This window comes from Serratia sp. MF1(2023), from assembly GCF_030954545.1.
Classification (GTDB): Bacteria; Pseudomonadota; Gammaproteobacteria; order Enterobacterales; family Enterobacteriaceae; genus Serratia; species Serratia sarumanii.
In genome coordinates this window covers 166,728-184,520 of sequence record NZ_JAVHUX010000045.1, presented here as the reverse complement: position 1 = coordinate 184,520, position 17,793 = coordinate 166,728, and the positions used below count along the sequence as shown (strand labels likewise).

Annotated in this window: 12 protein-coding genes; all 12 read left to right on the top strand. The window is 62.8% G+C overall.

Going from position 1 to position 17,793, the window contains the following annotated elements; translation table 11 throughout:
• Positions 1-213 precede the first annotated feature (213 nt).
• The 12 genes from purL (at position 214) to REA38_RS21960 (ending at position 17,776) form a co-directional block, all read left to right on the top strand.
• Positions 214-4,107, top strand: a complete 3,894-nt coding sequence (gene purL / locus REA38_RS22015) for a phosphoribosylformylglycinamidine synthase (protein ID WP_181423070.1) — start codon at positions 214-216, stop codon at positions 4,105-4,107.
• Positions 4,108-4,994: 887 nt separating this feature from the next.
• A complete protein-coding gene (locus REA38_RS22010) occupies positions 4,995-6,431 on the top strand; it encodes a HAMP domain-containing sensor histidine kinase (RefSeq protein ID WP_033635614.1) in 1,437 nt (478 codons plus the stop codon).
• A 3-nt stretch (positions 6,432-6,434) separates the two neighbouring features.
• Positions 6,435-7,307, top strand: a complete 873-nt coding sequence (gene qseG / locus REA38_RS22005) for a two-component system QseEF-associated lipoprotein QseG (RefSeq protein WP_072270159.1) — start codon at positions 6,435-6,437, stop codon at positions 7,305-7,307.
• On the top strand, positions 7,304-8,644 hold the full coding sequence (gene glrR, locus REA38_RS22000; RefSeq protein ID WP_049194940.1) for a two-component system response regulator GlrR: 1,341 nt from the start codon (positions 7,304-7,306) through the stop codon (positions 8,642-8,644). The genes qseG and glrR overlap by 4 nt, the downstream gene beginning before the upstream one ends.
• Positions 8,645-8,773: 129 nt before the next feature.
• Complete coding sequence (locus REA38_RS21995) at positions 8,774-10,396, top strand: NAD+ synthase (RefSeq protein WP_025303930.1); 1,623 nt, start codon at positions 8,774-8,776, stop codon at positions 10,394-10,396.
• Between the two features lie 11 nt (positions 10,397-10,407).
• Positions 10,408-10,746 (top strand): nitrogen regulatory protein P-II, encoded by a 339-nt coding sequence (glnB, locus tag REA38_RS21990; protein ID WP_004847623.1) that lies wholly within the window; start codon positions 10,408-10,410, stop codon positions 10,744-10,746.
• A 475-nt stretch (positions 10,747-11,221) separates the two neighbouring features.
• Entirely contained in the window at positions 11,222-12,145 is a 924-nt protein-coding gene (locus tag REA38_RS21985) for a LysR substrate-binding domain-containing protein (protein ID WP_004941365.1), read from the top strand.
• A 115-nt stretch (positions 12,146-12,260) separates the two neighbouring features.
• A complete protein-coding gene (locus tag REA38_RS21980; RefSeq protein WP_041036359.1) occupies positions 12,261-13,724 on the top strand; it encodes a gamma-aminobutyraldehyde dehydrogenase in 1,464 nt (487 codons plus the stop codon).
• 73 nt (positions 13,725-13,797) lie between these two features.
• Positions 13,798-14,952, top strand: a complete 1,155-nt coding sequence (gene ydcS, locus REA38_RS21975; protein ID WP_308886628.1) for a putative ABC transporter substrate-binding protein YdcS — start codon at positions 13,798-13,800, stop codon at positions 14,950-14,952.
• A 53-nt stretch (positions 14,953-15,005) separates the two neighbouring features.
• A complete protein-coding gene (locus REA38_RS21970) occupies positions 15,006-16,034 on the top strand; it encodes an ABC transporter ATP-binding protein (RefSeq protein ID WP_033635610.1) in 1,029 nt (342 codons plus the stop codon).
• 1 nt (position 16,035) lies between these two features.
• Entirely contained in the window at positions 16,036-16,980 is a 945-nt protein-coding gene (locus REA38_RS21965; protein WP_025303927.1) for an ABC transporter permease, read from the top strand.
• Positions 16,970-17,776 (top strand): ABC transporter permease, encoded by an 807-nt coding sequence (locus REA38_RS21960; protein WP_308886627.1) that lies wholly within the window; start codon positions 16,970-16,972, stop codon positions 17,774-17,776. The genes REA38_RS21965 and REA38_RS21960 overlap by 11 nt, the downstream gene beginning before the upstream one ends.
• Positions 17,777-17,793 lie beyond the last annotated feature (17 nt).

Sequence of the window (17,793 nt, the reverse complement as noted above, 5' to 3'; positions counted from 1 at the left end):
AAATCACCAGTGCGGGGGCATTTTGCGCAACAAAACGCCAGTGTGCAACTTTATTGACACGTTATGACAATTCGACGGTGCGGCACGCTTTTATCAATTATCCCTACGCAAACGGTTTCGTCGGCGGCGAGGATTCTCTATAATGACGCGCGTTTTCCCCTGTTGCGCCCAATGAAGCGTCTTATCCGTCGCTTCGAAGACGAGAGAACTTTGATTATGGAAATTCTGCGTGGTTCGCCCGCTTTATCGGCTTTTCGCATTACCAAACTGCTGTCCCGCTGCCAGGACGCTCACCTGCCCGTCAGTGATATCTACGCCGAGTACGTCCACTTTGCCGATGTTAGCGCACCGCTCAGTGCCGAAGAACACGCCAAGCTTCAGCGGCTGCTCAAGTACGGTCCTTCTCTCGCCGAACACGCCCCCGAAGGCCGGTTGCTGCTGGTTACGCCGCGTCCGGGCACCATTTCTCCCTGGTCTTCCAAAGCCACCGACATCGCCCACAACTGCGGTCTGCAGCAGGTCGTGCGCCTGGAGCGCGGCCTGGCGTTCTACGTCAAGGCGCCCGAGCTGACGGAAACCCAGTGGCGGCAGCTCGCCGCGCTGCTGCACGATCGCATGATGGAAACCGTCTTCAGCGAACTGCAACAGGCCGAACAGCTGTTCGTGCACCATCAGCCGGCGCCGTATCAGTCGGTCGACGTGCTGGGCGCAGGGCGCGCCGCGCTGGAGCAGGCCAACGTCCGGCTCGGCCTGGCGCTGGCGCAGGACGAGATCGACTACCTGCTGAATGCCTTTACCGGTTTGGGGCGCAACCCGACGGATATCGAACTTTATATGTTCGCGCAGGCCAACTCCGAGCACTGCCGCCACAAGATTTTCAACGCCGACTGGATCATCGACGGCGAACAGCAGCCTAAATCGCTGTTCAAAATGATCAAGAACACCTATGAGCAGACGCCGGACTATGTGCTGTCGGCGTATAAAGACAACGCCGCCGTGATGGAAGGCTCGCAGGTCGGCCGCTTCTTCGCCGCGCCGGAGACCGGCACCTACGATTACCATCAGGAAGACGCGCACATCCTGATGAAGGTGGAAACCCACAACCACCCGACGGCGATCTCGCCGTGGCCGGGCGCCGCGACCGGCTCCGGCGGCGAGATCCGCGACGAGGGGGCTACCGGCCGCGGCGCCAAGCCGAAGGCCGGCCTGGTGGGCTTCTCGGTGTCCAACCTGCGTATTCCCGGCTTTGAACAGCCGTGGGAACAGGATTTCGGCAAGCCGGAACGCATCGTCACCGCGCTGGATATCATGACCGAAGGCCCGCTGGGCGGCGCGGCGTTCAACAACGAATTCGGTCGTCCGGCGCTGCTGGGCTACTTCCGTACCTATGAAGAGCGCGTCAACAGCCACAACGGCGTTGAGCTGCGCGGCTACCACAAACCGATCATGCTGGCGGGCGGCATCGGCAACATCCGTGCCGATCACGTGCAGAAAGGGGAAATCACCGTCGGCGCCAAGCTGGTGGTGTTGGGCGGCCCTGCGATGAATATCGGCCTGGGCGGCGGCGCGGCCTCGTCGATGGCGTCCGGCCAGTCCGACGCCGATCTGGACTTCGCTTCGGTGCAGCGCGACAACCCGGAAATGGAGCGCCGCTGTCAGGAAGTGATCGACCGCTGCTGGCAGCTGGGCGACCAGAACCCGATCCTGTTTATCCATGACGTCGGCGCCGGCGGCCTGTCCAACGCCATGCCGGAGCTGGTGAGCGATGGCGGCCGCGGCGGCCGCTTCGAGCTGCGCGATATCCTCAACGACGAGCCGGGCATGAGCCCGCTGGAAGTGTGGTGCAACGAATCGCAGGAACGTTACGTGATGGCGATCGCCCCGGCGCAGATGGCGCAGTTCGACGAGATCTGCCGCCGCGAGCGCGCGCCTTATGCGGTGATCGGCGAAGCGACCGAAGAACAGCATCTGACGCTCAACGACCGCCACTTCGACAACCAGCCGATCGACATGCCGCTGGACGTACTGCTCGGCAAGACGCCGAAAATGACCCGCGACGTCACCCGCCTGCAGGCGAGCGGCGAGGCGGTGCAGCGCGAGAACATCACGCTGGCCGACGCGGTGAAACGCGTGCTGCATCTGCCGGCCGTGGCGGAGAAAACCTTCCTGATCACCATCGGCGACCGCACCGTTACCGGCATGGTGGCGCGCGACCAAATGGTCGGCCCGTGGCAGATCCCGGTGGCCGACTGCGCGGTCACCACCGCCAGCCTGGACAGCTATTACGGCGAAGCGATGTCGCTCGGTGAACGCGCACCGGTGGCGCTGCTGGACTTCGCCGCCTCCGGCCGCCTGGCGGTCGGGGAAGCGCTGACCAACCTGGCCGCCACCGAGATCGGTAGCCTGAAGCGCGTGAAGCTGTCCGCCAACTGGATGGCCGCCGCCGGCCACCCGGGCGAAGACGCCGGCCTGTACGAAGCGGTGAAAGCGGTGGGCGAAGAACTGTGCCCGGCGCTGGGCATCACTATCCCGGTGGGTAAAGACTCCATGTCGATGAAGACCCGCTGGCAGGAAGGCAACGAACAGCGTGAAATGACCTCGCCGCTGTCGCTGGTCATCACCGCCTTCGCCCGCGTGGAGGACGTGCGCCACACCGTGACGCCGCAGCTGCGCACCGATAAGGGCGACAGCGCGCTGCTGTTGATCGACCTGGGCAACGGCCATAACGCGCTGGGTGCCACCGCGCTGGCGCAGGTCTACCGCCAACTGGGTGACAAACCGGCCGACGTGCGCAACGTCGCGCAGCTGGCGGGCTTCTTCAATGCCATGCAGCAGCTGGTGGCCGATCAAGCGCTGTTGGCTTACCACGACCGCGCCGACGGCGGCCTGCTGGTGACGCTGGCGGAGATGGCCTTCGCCGGTCACTGCGGCGTGGACGTCAACCTTGACGGCCTCGGCGATGATGCGCTGGCGGTGCTGTTCAACGAAGAGCTGGGCGCGGTGATCCAGGTGAGCGCCGAACGTCTCGATGACGTGAAGCAGGCGTTCGCTCAGCACGGTCTGACCGACAATGTGCATCACATCGGCAGCGTGCAGGCCGGCGATCGTTTCGTCATCACCCAACACGGCAAGGCACTGTACAGCGAAAGCCGCAATACACTGCGCACCTGGTGGGCGGAAACCACCTGGCAGATGCAGCGCCTGCGCGACAACCCGGCGTGCGCCGATCAGGAACATCAGGCCAAGCAGGATGAACAAGATCCCGGCCTGAACGTGAAGCTGACCTTCGCACCGCAGGAAGACATCGCCGCCCCGTATATCGCCAAGGGCGCTCGCCCGAAAGTGGCGGTGCTGCGTGAGCAGGGGGTGAACTCCCACGTTGAAATGGCGGCGGCGTTCCACCGCGCCGGCTTTGACGCGGTGGACGTGCACATGAGCGATCTGCTGGCGGGGCGCCGCGATCTGCAGGACTTCCACACGCTGGTGGCCTGCGGCGGCTTCTCTTACGGCGACGTACTGGGCGCCGGTGAAGGCTGGGCGAAGTCTATCCTGTTCAACGAGCGGGTGCGTGACGAGTTCGAAGCGTTCTTCCACCGTCCGCAGACGCTGGCGCTGGGCGTGTGCAATGGCTGCCAGATGATGTCCAACCTGCGCGAGCTGATCCCGGGCGCCGAACACTGGCCGCGCTTTGTGCGCAACCTGTCGGATCGCTTCGAGGCGCGTTTCAGCCTGGTTGAAGTGGCGGCCAGCCCGTCGCTGTTCCTGCAGGGCATGACCGGTTCGCGCATGCCGATCGCCGTTTCCCACGGCGAGGGGCATGTCGAAGTGCGCGATGCGGCGCATCTGGCCGCGCTGGAAAGCCACGGCCTGGTGGCGCTGCGTTTCGTCAACAACGCCGGTCAGGTGACGGAAACTTACCCGGCCAACCCGAACGGTTCGCCGAACGGCATTACCGCCGTGACCAGCGCCAACGGGCGCGCCACGGTGATGATGCCGCACCCGGAACGCGTGTTCCGCACCGTCAGCAACTCCTGGCACCCGGAAGAGTGGGGCGAGGACAGCCCGTGGATGCGCATGTTCCGCAACGCCCGTAAGCAGCTGGGCTAAAAACGGCCACCGCCGTACAGAGGGTGCAAGCAATTGCGCCCTTTTTTATGGCCGGCGTTCGCCGTCTGGCGGCTGTGTCTGCATTTTGCGACAGGCGCTATTTTTCCTGTCGCTAAATGGAGACATTTAACTATTTGATTTTATTAATGGTAAATGGGTTTGGCTTTAGTTGTCTGCATTTGGCGACAGCGCGGCGTTTTTTTCATCGCTCATCGGGGCGTGATGCACAAAGAAATTTGCTGATATAATCTTATTTTTTAATAAAATCATATTGTTATTATTTTTATTGCAAAGTTGGCATGTAACGTGCATTATTCTCGGCGGCTGCTCATTCACCTTTTTATGACGGCGCCGTAATTAGACGGCAAATCGCCTCATAAGCCTCCGAATGATGCCAAAGAAATGGTGCCTATCGTCCAACCAAACCGATAACAGACCGTGCAAGCGGCTTTATCAAGCATCGGGCGACACGTGGAGTGAGGCACCGCCTGTATCCAACTGTGATGAAGGGTTCATCAATCCTGGATACTTACGGATGCTATTCGTCCTGTTCGATGCCAGCCGCTGCGCTACATCACCCTGGGGACGAGGTTTAAGGGCATCCACACTTTCCTTGCGTTGGGGCAAGTTTCTTGCCCCGATGTCAATTCTCAACGCTGCGCTTATCCCTGTTGCGTTGCCTATGCCCTCGAACGCAGACGCTATCCCCACACTCTTGCTATCGCACCGGTTGATGTTACCGGGGCCGCATGCCGTCGGCAGGCCAGGCCTATGGGCGCGGTTCACCGATCCCGCAGCTTTTTCCTTGCGCGTTCAGGATTCTCCCTTGCCGGGCTTTTCTCTTTCCGGCGAGTCAGTTAGCATCGTGACAGAGCTGAGAGAATGAGATGATTTCGTTGAAAAGATGGCGTTTATTCCCCCGTTCGCTGCGGCAATTGGTGCTGCTGGCCTTCCTGTTGGTGCTGCTGCCGCTGCTGGTGCTGGCCTATCAGGCCTACCAGAGCCTGGATCACCTCAGCGCGCAGGCGGCGGACATCAACCGCACCACGCTGGTGGACGCGCGGCGCAGCGAGGCGATGACCAGCGTGGCGCTGGAGATGGAGCGCAGCTATCGTCAGTACTGCGTGCTGGTCGATCCCACGCTGCAAAAGCTGTATCAGAACCAGCGCAAGCAGTATTCGCAGATGCTGGACGCCCATGCGCCGATTCTGCCGGACGAGCGCTATTATCAAACGTTGCGCCAGCTGCTGACCCAGCTGGCGGCGATCAAATGCCATAACAGCGGGCCGGATCAAGAGGCTTCCGCCTTGCTCGAGTCGTTCTCGCGCTCCAACGCCGAAATGGTGCAGGCCACGCGCGCGGTGGTGTTCTCGCGTGGCCAGCAGCTGCAGCAGGCCATCGCCGAACGGGGCCAGTTCTTCGGCTGGCAGGCGCTGCTGCTGTTCCTGGTCAGCGTGCTGCTGGTGGTGCTGTTCACCCGCATGATCATCGGGCCGGTCAAGGCCGTGGAGCGGATGATCAACCGTCTGGGGGAAGGGCGCGCGCTGGGCAGCACCGCGTCGTTCAAAGGGCCGCGCGAGCTGCGTTCCCTGGCGCAGCGCATTATCTGGCTGAGCGAGCGGCTGGCGTGGCTGGAATCGCAGCGCCACGAGTTCTTGCGCCATATTTCGCACGAGCTGAAAACGCCGCTGGCCAGCATGCGCGAAGGCACCGAGCTGCTGGCCGACGAGGTGGCGGGGCCGCTGACTTCCGATCAGAAAGAGGTGGTGACGATCCTCGACAACAGCAGCCGCCATCTGCAGCAGCTGATTGAACAGCTGCTGGATTACAACCGCAAACTGGCCGATGGCCCGGCGGCACATGAGAACGTCGAGCTGCGCGAAATGGTCGATTTGGTGGTCGCCGCGCACAGTTTGCCGGCGCGGGCGAAGATGATTTCCACCGAAATTGCGCTGGAGGCGGAAATCTGCTGGGCAGAGCCTACGCTATTAATGCGCGTGCTGGATAATCTCTATTCCAATGCGGTGCACTACGGCAAGGAATCCGGTAACATTTGGATCCGCAGCCGTCAGGTTGGACAACGGGTGCAAATCGACGTCGCCAATACCGGCACGCCGATCCCCGAGGCTGAAAGAGCCATGATTTTCGAGCCTTTTTTCCAGGGTAGTCACCAGCGAAAAGGGGCGGTAAAAGGAAGCGGACTGGGGTTGAGCATCGCTCAGGACTGTATCCGTCGCATGCGCGGTGAGCTGCAACTGGCGACGGTCGCCGGTGCAGACGTCTGCTTCCGCATTGAATTGCCGTTAACCGCCGAGAATGAATAAATAATGTACACATGGTCTAAGCGACTTCGTCTTTCACAGACCGAAGGTTCACCGCGTGCCACGCACAGGACGCCGCTCGGCAAACGCCCGATCGGCTGGTTGGGCGCCGTCTTCTTTATGCCGCTGTTGCTGGCGGGCTGCGTCGATCGCGCCGTCAGCGGCGGCCTGAACGCTCAGCAGCAAGAGGCGATCCCGGATACCAAGGTGATCGATTACCGCACCGCGGCTTGCGATACCCTGTGGCAGTTGGACGACAAGGACGCGCTGGATAACGCGCTCTACTGGCTGCGCGCGATGGACTGCGCCGATCGCATCGGGTCGACCCAGGCGCGCGCGCTGGCGAAAACGGTGCCTGGCGACAGCTGGTCCGGCGTTTTCAAACAGAGTATCCTGCTGGGCAGCGCGCAGCCGACTTCCGGCGAGCGCCGCCAGATGATCGACAGGATCAACAGCTACCGAATGGAGTTCCCCGGCTCGTTGCGGCCGCTGACGCAGCTGTGGCGCCAGCAGCAGATGCTGCAGATCACGCTGTTCGATGAAAAAGCGCGCTATCAGCATCTGCAGGAGAGCAGCGACAGCCAGATCGATTCGCTGCGCCAGAGCCAGGCGCGCTTGCAATCGCAGCTGCAGGACACCTCGCGCAAGCTGGAAAACCTGACCGACATCGAGCGTCAGCTCTCATCGCGCAAGCAGCTGCAAGGGGAAATACCGGACAACGGCACAGGCTCGCAAAAGGGCGAAGCCGCCGGTAAAAACGGCGCGGCCGCGAAAGGGGCTGAGCCGCAGGACGAACCGGAAAAGGGCACTGCGCTGCCGGTTGAACCGGAAGACACCTATACGCCGCACCCTGCCAATAAGGAGTCCCACGCGCAATGACCGCACGCAAACCGGCCAACCTGTTATTGGTTGACGACGATCCCAGCCTGCTGAAGCTGCTGGGCATGCGCCTGACCAGCGAAGGTTTTCACGTCACCACCGCCGAAAGCGGCCAGGAAGCGCTGCGCCTGCTGGCGCGCGAACAGATCGATCTGGTGATCAGCGATCTGCGCATGGATGAGATGGACGGCATGGCGCTGTTCGCCGAGATCCAAAAACATCAGCCGGGCATGCCGGTGATCATTCTCACCGCGCACGGTTCGATTCCCGATGCGGTGGCCGCCACCCAGCAGGGGGTGTTCAGCTTTCTCACCAAACCGGTGGATCGCGATGCGCTGTACAAGGCCATCGACGAGGCGCTCGCGCTGTCGGCCAGCCCGGCCGGCGACGATGCCTGGCGAGAAGACATCGTCACCCGCAGCCCGTTGATGCTGCGCCTGCTGGAGCAGGTGAAAATGGTGGCGCAATCGGACGTCAGCGTATTGATCAACGGCCAGAGCGGCACCGGTAAAGAGGTGGTGGCGCAGGCGATCCACGCGGCCAGCCCGCGCGCCAGCAAGGCGTTCATCGCCATCAACTGCGGCGCGCTGCCGGAGCAGCTGCTGGAGTCCGAACTGTTCGGCCACGCCAAGGGCGCCTTTACCGGCGCGGTCAGCAGCCGCGAAGGGCTGTTCCAGGCGGCGGCGGGCGGCACGCTGTTCCTCGACGAGATCGGCGATATGCCGCTGTCGCTGCAGGTGAAGCTGCTGCGCGTGCTGCAGGAGCGCAAGGTGCGGCCGCTCGGCAGCAATCGCGATCTGGACATTGACGTACGCATCATCTCCGCTACCCACCGCGATCTGCAAAAGGCGATGGCGAAGAACGAGTTCCGCGAGGATCTCTACTACCGCCTCAACGTGGTGAACCTGAAGATCCCGGCGCTCAACGAACGCGCCGAAGATATCCCGCTGTTGGCCAACCACCTGTTGCGCGAAGCGGCCCAGCGGCACAAGCCGTTCGTGCGCAGCTTCTCGACCGACGCCATGAAGCGGCTGATGACCGCCAGCTGGCCGGGCAACGTGCGTCAGCTGGTCAACGTCATCGAGCAGTGCGTGGCGCTGACCTCGGCGCCGGTGATCGGCGAAGCGCTGGTGGAGCAGGCGCTGGAAGGGGAAAACACCGCGCTGCCGACCTTTGCCGAAGCGCGCAACCAGTTCGAATTGCACTACCTGCGCAAGCTGCTGCAGATCACCAAGGGCAACGTGACCCAGGCCGCGCGCATGGCGGGCCGCAACCGCACCGAGTTTTACAAATTGCTGTCGCGCCACGAGCTGGACGCCAACGATTTTAAAGAATGACAGTTTGCCGCCGGTGCCTGCCACGCAGGTTCTCAACAAATCCGGCGGAATGATTTACACTCCGTTCTCTTTGCCGCGGCGCGCCCGGCGTAGAGCACCATGGAACGTATTAAGCGGGATCGTACACAAATGAGCAGATCACTTTCCATCGCCCTGGCCCAGCTGAACCTGCTGGTCGGCGACATTGAAGGCAACACCGAACGCATGTTGCAAATCGTGCAGGAGCAGCAGAAGGCGGGAGCCGATCTGGTCATGTTCAGCGAACTGGCGCTGTCCGGCTACCCGCCGGAAGATCTGCTGTATCGCAATGATTTCTATCAGCGCTGCGACGCGCAGCTGCTGCGTTTGCAGCAGGCCTCCGCCGAGACGGCGATCCTGGTCGGCCACCCATGGCGCGAAGGCGACAAGCTGTATAACGCGCTGTCGCTGTTTGCCGAAGGCCGCCTGCTGACCCGCTACTTTAAACAGCAGCTGCCGAACTACGGCGTGTTCGATGAGAAGCGCTATTTCCACGCCGGCAACGACACCTGCGTGGTGGAACTGAAAGGCTACCGTCTGGGGCTGCTGATTTGCGAAGATCTGTGGTTCCCTGAGCCGATTGACGCCGCCAAGGCGGCCGGCGCGGAAATTATCCTGTCGATCAACGCCTCACCGTATAACCGCGAAAAGCCGTATATCCGCAAAACGCTGATGGCCGGCCACTGCCAGCGCACCCAGCTGCCGCTGGTGTACCTCAATCAGGTCGGCGGCCAGGATGAGCTGATCTTCGACGGCTGCTCCAAGGTCTTCGACGCCGCCGGCACCATGACTCACCGTCTGGCGGCCTTCGACGAGCAGGTGACTCGTCTGGAATTCAACGAGCTGGCCGTGGTGCCGATGGCCGATCCGGCCGCCGAGCTGCCGCAGCTGGCGCAGGTGTACCAGGCGCTGGTGTTGGCGGTGCGCGACTACGTGACCAAAAACGGCTTTAAAGGCGCGGTGCTGGGCCTGTCCGGCGGCATCGACTCGGCGCTGACGCTGGCGATCGCCGTGGATGCGCTGGGCAAAGACAAGGTGCAGGCGCTGATGATGCCGTTCCGCTATACCGCGGACATCAGCATCGCCGACGCCAAGGAAGAGGCGGAAATCCTCGGCGTGGAGTTCGATATCGTCTCCATCGAACCGATGTTCGACGCCTTTATGGGCCAGCTGTCGCCGATGTTCGCCGGCACCGAGCGCGACACCACCGAAGAAAACCTGCAGGCGCGTTGCCGCGGGGTGGTGCTGATGGCGCTGTCCAACAAACGCCGCAGCATCGTGCTGACCACCGGCAACAAGAGCGAAATGGCGGTGGGATACGCTACGCTGTACGGCGATATGGCCGGCGGTTTCGACGTGCTGAAGGACGTGCCGAAAACGCTGGTGTTCAAGCTGTCCGAATACCGTAACACCGTCTCCTACGTGATCCCGCAGCGGGTGATCGATCGTCCGCCGTCCGCCGAGCTGGCGCCGGATCAGGTCGATCAGGACAGCCTGCCGCCATACGATATCCTGGACGCGATCCTGGAAGGCTACGTTGAGCGCGACAAGTCGGTCGCCGATCTGGTGGCCGAAGGGTTCGACGAAGCGATCGTGCGCAAGGTGATCCGCCTGGTGGACATCAACGAATACAAGCGGCGTCAGGCCGCCGTCGGGCCGCGTATCACCGCCCGTAACTTCGGCAAAGACCGCCGCTACCCCATCACATCCGGTTTTGGCCGCAAAAATTGGTAAAAGGAAAGAAGATGAAAAAGATCGACGCGATTATCAAGCCGTTCAAACTGGATGACGTCCGCGAAGCGCTGGCCGAAGTGGGCATCACCGGCATGACGGTCACCGAAGTGAAAGGCTTCGGCCGCCAGAAGGGCCACACCGAGCTGTACCGCGGCGCCGAGTACATGGTCGACTTTCTGCCTAAGGTGAAGATCGAGATCGTGGTTGCCGACGACATCGTCGACACCTGCGTGGAAACCATCATGCAGACCGCGCAGACCGGCAAGATCGGCGACGGCAAAATCTTCGTCTTCGACGTGGCGCGCGTGGTGCGCATTCGTACCGGCGAGCAGGACGAAGAAGCGATTTAATGTGATCGTCTACCGAGCACCGCCAGCTTGAGCCTGGGCAGTGCTCGGTCTCCTCACGTACTGCGTGTACGCTCCGGGCCCTGCGCGCTGGCCGTGCCCAATCTGGCCGGCGCTCGCTACGCCCCACACCTCGGTGAACACCTCCCGACCTCTCCACAATTCTGGTTATTTTCACCATTAGCATTCTAAAAAAGCGAACGCTATCGCGTTTTTGATACTTTGCCCGATCGCTTTTTTTGCGGGATCTACAATCAATCTAACAATCTTGATTGAGGTGATCCCCAATGAATTTCAAGTTGCGGCTAGGCGGCAAGGGCGTGCATCCCCAGGAGCTTACTCAAGTAAGTGACTGGGGGGACAAATCTGCCGGGAGCAGATTTGAACGCTGCTTGCAGCGGCCCGTTAGGGCGTGGCCCACGGATGGGCCACGTAATAGAACGCAGACAACAACGCAGCGGCTTGAAAGGCGATGGGGATGATGACGTTACGCCAAATCCGCCACTTCATCGCGGTGGCGGAAACCGGGTCGATCTCCGCCGGCGCCCAGGCGGTGTTTGTCTCCCAGTCTTCGCTGACGCTGGCGATCCAGCAGTTGGAAACCGAGATCGGCGTGCGGCTGTTCGATCGCCACGCCAAGGGCATGACGCTGACCCATCAGGGGCACCAGTTTCTGCGCCAGTCGTATCTGATCCTGGCGACGGTGGACAACGCCAAGCGCAGCCTGCAGATCGGCACCGAAAGCCTGACCGGCAAGCTGACCGTCGGCGTCACCAGCCTGGTGGCCGGCTACTTCCTGGTGGAGCTGCTCACGCGCTTTAAATCGGCCTATCCCAACGTCACCGTGCAGGTGGTTGAAGACGAGCGCCCCTATATCGAGCATCTGTTGGTCAGCGGCGAGATCGACATCGGCGTGCTGATCCTGTCGAACATCGAAGACCGCGACGCGCTGCAGACCGAGGTGCTGATGCACTCGCCGTATCGCCTGTGGTTGCCGCCGCTGCACCCGCTGCTGGAGCACGAGAGTATCAGCCTGGCGGACGTGGCCAAACAGCCGCTGATCCAGCTCAACGCCGATGAAATGGACGTGCACGCGCGGCGCATCTGGGCGCGCGCCGGGCTGAAGCCGGAGATCGCTATGAAGACCGCCTCGACCGAGGCGGTGCGCAGCCTGGTGGCGGCGGGGATGGGGGTCTCCATCCAGCCGGACATGGCGTACCGCGCCTGGTCGCTCGAGGGCAACATGATCGAGGCGCGCAAGCTGGACGATCTGCTGGAGCCGCTGGACATCGGGTTGGCGTGGCGGCGCGGCAGCGCGCGGCCGGAGCTGGTGACGCCGTTCCTTACCATCGCGCGCGAGAACGGCAGCAAACACGCCGCCGGGCTTAAGCATTCGATTTAATCGAACGCGGCGTTCAGTATTTAGAATTTGTTGCCCGCCAGAGGCTCGCTTAGGCTGATTAAAACTAACTTATTCACATTTGGTTAACGTTTTTGTCACTTAGGGGCGTCAGGCGATGGCAGATGTGCAGGTTCTCTCAGGTTTGTCCTGTCAGCAGTTCATTAACGGTCAGATGGTCGACGGCGAAGGCCAGCAGGAGTGCATCGTCAATCCGGCCAACGGCGAGACGCTGATCGTCCTGACCGAAGCCTCTTCGGCGCAGGTCGGCAGCGCGGTGAAAGCCGCGCAGCAGGCGTTTGGTCACTGGTCGCGCACCACGCCGGCCCAGCGCGCCGCCCTGTTGCTGCGCATTGCCGACGCCATTGAGCGGCAGGCGCCGCAGCTGGCGCAGCTGGAAGCCCTCAACTGCGGCAAACCGCTGCATCAGGCGCTCAATGACGATCTGCCGGCGGCGGTCGACGTGTTCCGCTTTTTCGCCGGCGCGGTGCGCACGCAGCAAGGGCAGCTGGCCGGCGAGTATGTGCCGGGCCACACCTCGATGATCCGCCGCGATCCGATCGGCGTGGTGGCCTCGATCGCCCCCTGGAACTATCCGCTGATGATGGCGGCGTGGAAGATCGCGCCGGCGCTGGCGGCGGGCAATACCGTGGTGTTCAAACCCTCTGAACATACGCCGCTGACCATTCTGGCGCTGGTGCCGGCGCTGCAGGAGATCCTGCCGCCTGGCGTGCTGAATATCGTCTACGGCGGCGGCGAAGGGGTCGGCAGCCAGCTGGTGGGGCACCCGCAGGTGCGGCTGGTATCGGTCACCGGTGATATCGTCACCGGGCAAAAAATTCTGCAGGCGGCGGCCAAAAGCGTCAAGCGCACCCACCTGGAATTGGGGGGCAAGGCGCCGGTGATCGTCTGCGACGACGCCGATCTCGACGAAGTGGTCAACGGCATTCGCACCTACGGCTATTACAACGCCGGCCAGGACTGCACTGCCGCCTGCCGCATCTACGCGCAGGCGGGCATCTATCCCAAGCTGGTGGACGCGCTGGGCGAGGCGGTTGCCAGCCTGCGCTTCGCCCGCAAGCGCGATCAGGATAATGAGATCGGCCCGTTAATCAGTGCCCGCCAGCGCGATCGCGTCGCCAGCTTCGTCGAGCGGGCGCTCAGCCAACCGCATATCGAATTGATCACCGGCGCCGCGGCCCACTCCGGGCCGGGGTTCTATTACCAGCCGACCCTGCTGGCGGGCTGCCTGCAAAGCGACGAAATCGTGCAGCGCGAGGTGTTTGGCCCGGTGGTCAGCGTCACGCGCTTCGAACACCTGGAGCAGGCGGTGGCGTGGGCCAACGACTCGGAATACGGGCTGGCTTCGTCGGTGTGGACGCAAAATATCGATCGGGCGCTGCACATCGCCGCCCATCTGCAGTACGGCAGCACCTGGATCAACACCCATTTCACCTTGGCGAGCGAAATGCCGCACGGCGGCCTGAAACGCTCCGGCTACGGCAAGGATCTGTCCAGCGATTCGCTGCAGGATTACAGCGTTGTCAGGCACGTAATGGCGAAGTTCAAAGCCGGCTTCTAACGGTTATATCAAGAAAAATCAGGCGGCAGCCGTTCCCTGCCGCACACCGATAAGCAACACAGGGGTAATTACGATGGGAAAAACTACCGCAGTCACCACCACCGTCTCCGCGCTCTGTCTCACCGTGCTGTGCGGCCTGGCCCAGGCGGCCGATCTGCCGCAGACGCTGGGCAAAGGCGAAGGCCGGCTGGATATCATCGCCTGGCCCGGCTACATCGAACGCGGCCAGTCCGACAAAAACTACGACTGGGTCACCCAGTTTGAGAAGCAAACCGGCTGTGCGGTGAACGTGAAGACCGCCGCCACCTCTGATGAAATGGTCAGCCTGATGGCCAAGGGCGGCTACGATCTGGTGACCGCCTCCGGCGACGCCTCGCTGCGCCTGATCTTCGGCAAGCGGGTGCAGCCGATCAACACCGCGCTGATCCCTAACTGGAAGAACATCGATCCTCGCTTGCTGAACGGCGCCTGGTACACCGTGGACGGCAAAACCTACGGCACGCCGTACCAGTGGGGGCCGAACCTGCTGATGTACAACACCAAAACCTTCCCGACGCCGCCGGACAGCTGGGCGGTGATCTTCCAGCAGCAGAACCTGCCGGACGGCAAGAGCAACCAGGGCCGGGTGCAGGCTTACGACGGCCCGATCTACATCGCCGACGCGGCGCTGTTCCTGAAGGCCACCCAGCCGCAGCTCGGCATCAGCGATCCATACCAGCTCAACGAAGAGCAGTATCAGGCGGCGCTGAAGCTGCTGCGCAGCCAGCACGCGCTGATCCACCGCTACTGGCACGACACCTCGGTGCAGATGAGCGACTTTAAAAACGAAGGCGTGGTGGCCTCCAGCGCCTGGCCGTATCAGGCCAACGCCCTGAAGAGCGAGGGGCAGCCGATCGCCACCGTGTTCCCGAAAGAGGGCGTGACCGGCTGGGCGGACACCACCATGCTCCATGCCGACGCCAAGCACCCGAGCTGCGCCTACCAGTGGATGAACTGGTCGCTGGAGCCGAAGGTGCAGGGCGACGTGGCGGCCTGGTTCGGGTCGGTGCCGGCTTCGCCGGCAGGCTGCAAGGCCAGCGCGCTGCTGGGTGAGAAGGGCTGCGAAACCAACGGCTTCAACCAGTTCGACAAAATCGCCTTCTGGAAAACGCCGCAGGCGCAGGGCGGCAAGTTCGTGCCGTACAGCCGCTGGACCCAGGATTACATCGCCATCATGGGCGGCCGCTAAGCCGCGGGGCGCAGCCCGCTGCGCCCGAATTACATCAGTATGGAGCACAGAAAATGACCATTGCCGTGCAATTCATCGATGTTTCGCGGACTTTCGGCGATGTTCGCGCCGTGGATCGGGTATCTATCGACATTCAGGACGGGGAATTCTTCTCCATGCTCGGGCCGTCCGGCTCGGGCAAAACCACCTGCCTGCGCCTGATCGCCGGCTTTGAACAGCTCACTTCCGGCTCGATTCGCATCCACGGCCAGGAAGCCGCCAACCTGCCGCCGTACCAGCGCGACGTGAATACGGTGTTTCAGGATTATGCGCTGTTCCCGCACATGTCGGTGCTGGAAAACGTCGCCTACGGCCTGATGGTGAAGGGCGTCGCCAAACGCGAGCGGCTGGCGCGGGCGCAAGAGGCACTGGAGAGCGTGGCGCTCGGTTTCGTTGCCGAACGCAAACCGGCGCACCTGTCGGGCGGCCAGCGGCAGCGCGTGGCGTTGGCGCGCGCGCTGGTCAATCGGCCGCGGGTGCTGCTGCTGGACGAACCGCTCGGCGCGCTGGATCTCAAGCTGCGCGAGCAGATGCAGGGCGAGCTGAAGAAGCTGCAGCGCCAGCTGGGCATCACCTTTATCTTCGTCACCCACGATCAAAGCGAAGCGCTGTCGATGTCCGATCGGGTGGCGGTGTTCAATAACGGCCGCATCGAACAGGTGGATACGCCGCGCGAGCTTTACATGCGGCCTAAGACGCCGTTCGTCGCCGAATTCGTCGGCACCTCCAACGTGGTGCGCAGCGAGCTGGCGCAGCGCCTGCTCGGCGAAAGCCGAACCTTCTCGATCCGGCCGGAGCATATCCGCCTGCTGGAGCAGGGCGGCGCGGCGCAGGACGAGATCCAGGTGCAGGGCACGCTGCAGGAAATCCATTACCAGGGCGCGGCCACGCGGTATGAAATCGCGCTGAACGGCGGCGAAAAGCTGCTGGTCAGCCAGGCCAATCCGCAGTGGCTCGCCGAAGGGCAACAGCGGCAGATCGGCCAGCCGATCGTCGCCTGCTGGCCGCGCGCGGCGATGGTGCCGCTGCTGGAGGAGAGGTGAGATGGACATGAGCATCGATTCCCCCTCGGCGCGCGGCGGCACCGTGCGCGCGCTGTCGACCTGGCTCTATCGCCGGCCGACGCTGTATCTGCTTTTGCTGCTGGTGCCGCCGCTGCTGTGGTTCGGCGCGGTGTACCTCGGTTCGCTGCTGACGCTGCTGTGGCAAGGGTTTTACACCTTCGACGATTTCACCATGGCGGTGACGCCGGATCTGACCTTCGCCAACCTGGCGGCGCTGTTCAACCCGGCCAACTACGACATCATCCTGCGCACGCTGACCATGGCGGTGCTGGTGTCGCTGGCCAGCGCGGTGCTGGCGTTCCCGATCGCCTATTACATGGCGCGCTACACCAGCGGCCGCGTCAAGGCGTTCTTTTACATCGCGGTGATGATGCCGATGTGGGCCAGCTATATCGTTAAAGCCTATGCCTGGACCCTGCTGCTGGCGAAAGACGGCGTGGCGCAGTGGTTCCTGCAGCACTTGGGGCTGGAGCCGCTGTTGGCTTCGCTGCTGACGGTGCCCGGCGTCGGCGGCAACACGCTGTCGACCTCGGGGCTGGGGCGTTTTCTGGTGTTCGTCTATATCTGGCTGCCGTTCATGATCCTGCCGATCCAGGCGGCGCTGGAGCGCCTGCCGCCTTCGCTGCTGCACGCCTCGGCGGATCTGGGCGCCCGACCGGCGCAGACCTTCCGCCACGTCATTTTGCCGCTGGCGGTGCCGGGCATCGCCGCCGGGTCGATCTTCACCTTCTCGCTGACGCTGGGCGACTTTATCGTGCCGCAGCTGGTGGGGCCGCCGGGCTATTTCATCGGCAGCATGGTCTACGCCCAGCAGGGCGCGATCGGCAATATGCCGATGGCCGCGGCCTTTACGCTGGTGCCGATCGTCCTGATCGCCATCTACCTTTCCATCGTCAAACGTCTGGGGGCTTTCGATGCACTCTGAACGCGCGCCCTTAGGGCTGAAGCTGGCCGCCTGGGGCGGACTTGTCTTCCTGCATTTCCCGTTGGCGACCATCGCCATCTACGCCTTCAACACCGAGGATGCCGCTTTCAGCTTCCCGCCGAAGGGGTTCACGCTGCACTGGTTCAACGTTGCCGCCGGGCGGCAGGATATCCTCGATGCGGTGCTGCTGTCGGCGCAGATCGCCTGCCTGGCGACCGCCATCGCGCTGGTGCTCGGCACCTTGGCGGCGGCGGCGCTGTATCGGCGCGATTTCTTCGGCAAAGACAGCATTTCGCTGCTGTTGCTGCTGCCGATCGCGCTGCCGGGGATCGTCACCGGTCTGGCGCTGCTGGCGGCGTTCAAGGCGCTGAACATCGAGCCGGGCATCCTGACCATCGTCGTCGGCCATGCGACGTTCTGCGTGGTGATCGTGTTCAACAACGTCATCGCCCGGTTCCGCCGCACCTCGTACAGCCTGATCGAAGCGTCGATGGATCTCGGCGCCGACGGCTGGCAAACCTTCCGCTACGTGATCTTGCCGAACCTCGGCTCGGCGCTGCTGGCCGGGGGCATGCTGGCGTTCGCGCTGTCTTTCGATGAAATCATCGTGACCACCTTTACCGCCGGCCATGAGCGCACGCTGCCGCTGTGGCTGCTGAACCAGCTCGGTCGCCCGCGCGATGTGCCGATCACCAACGTGGTGGCGCTGTCGGTGATGCTGTTGACCATGCTGCCGATCCTCGGCGCTTACTACCTGACCAAAGGTGGAGAAAGCGTCGCCGGCAGCGGCAAATAATTTCCTTACCCGACCTC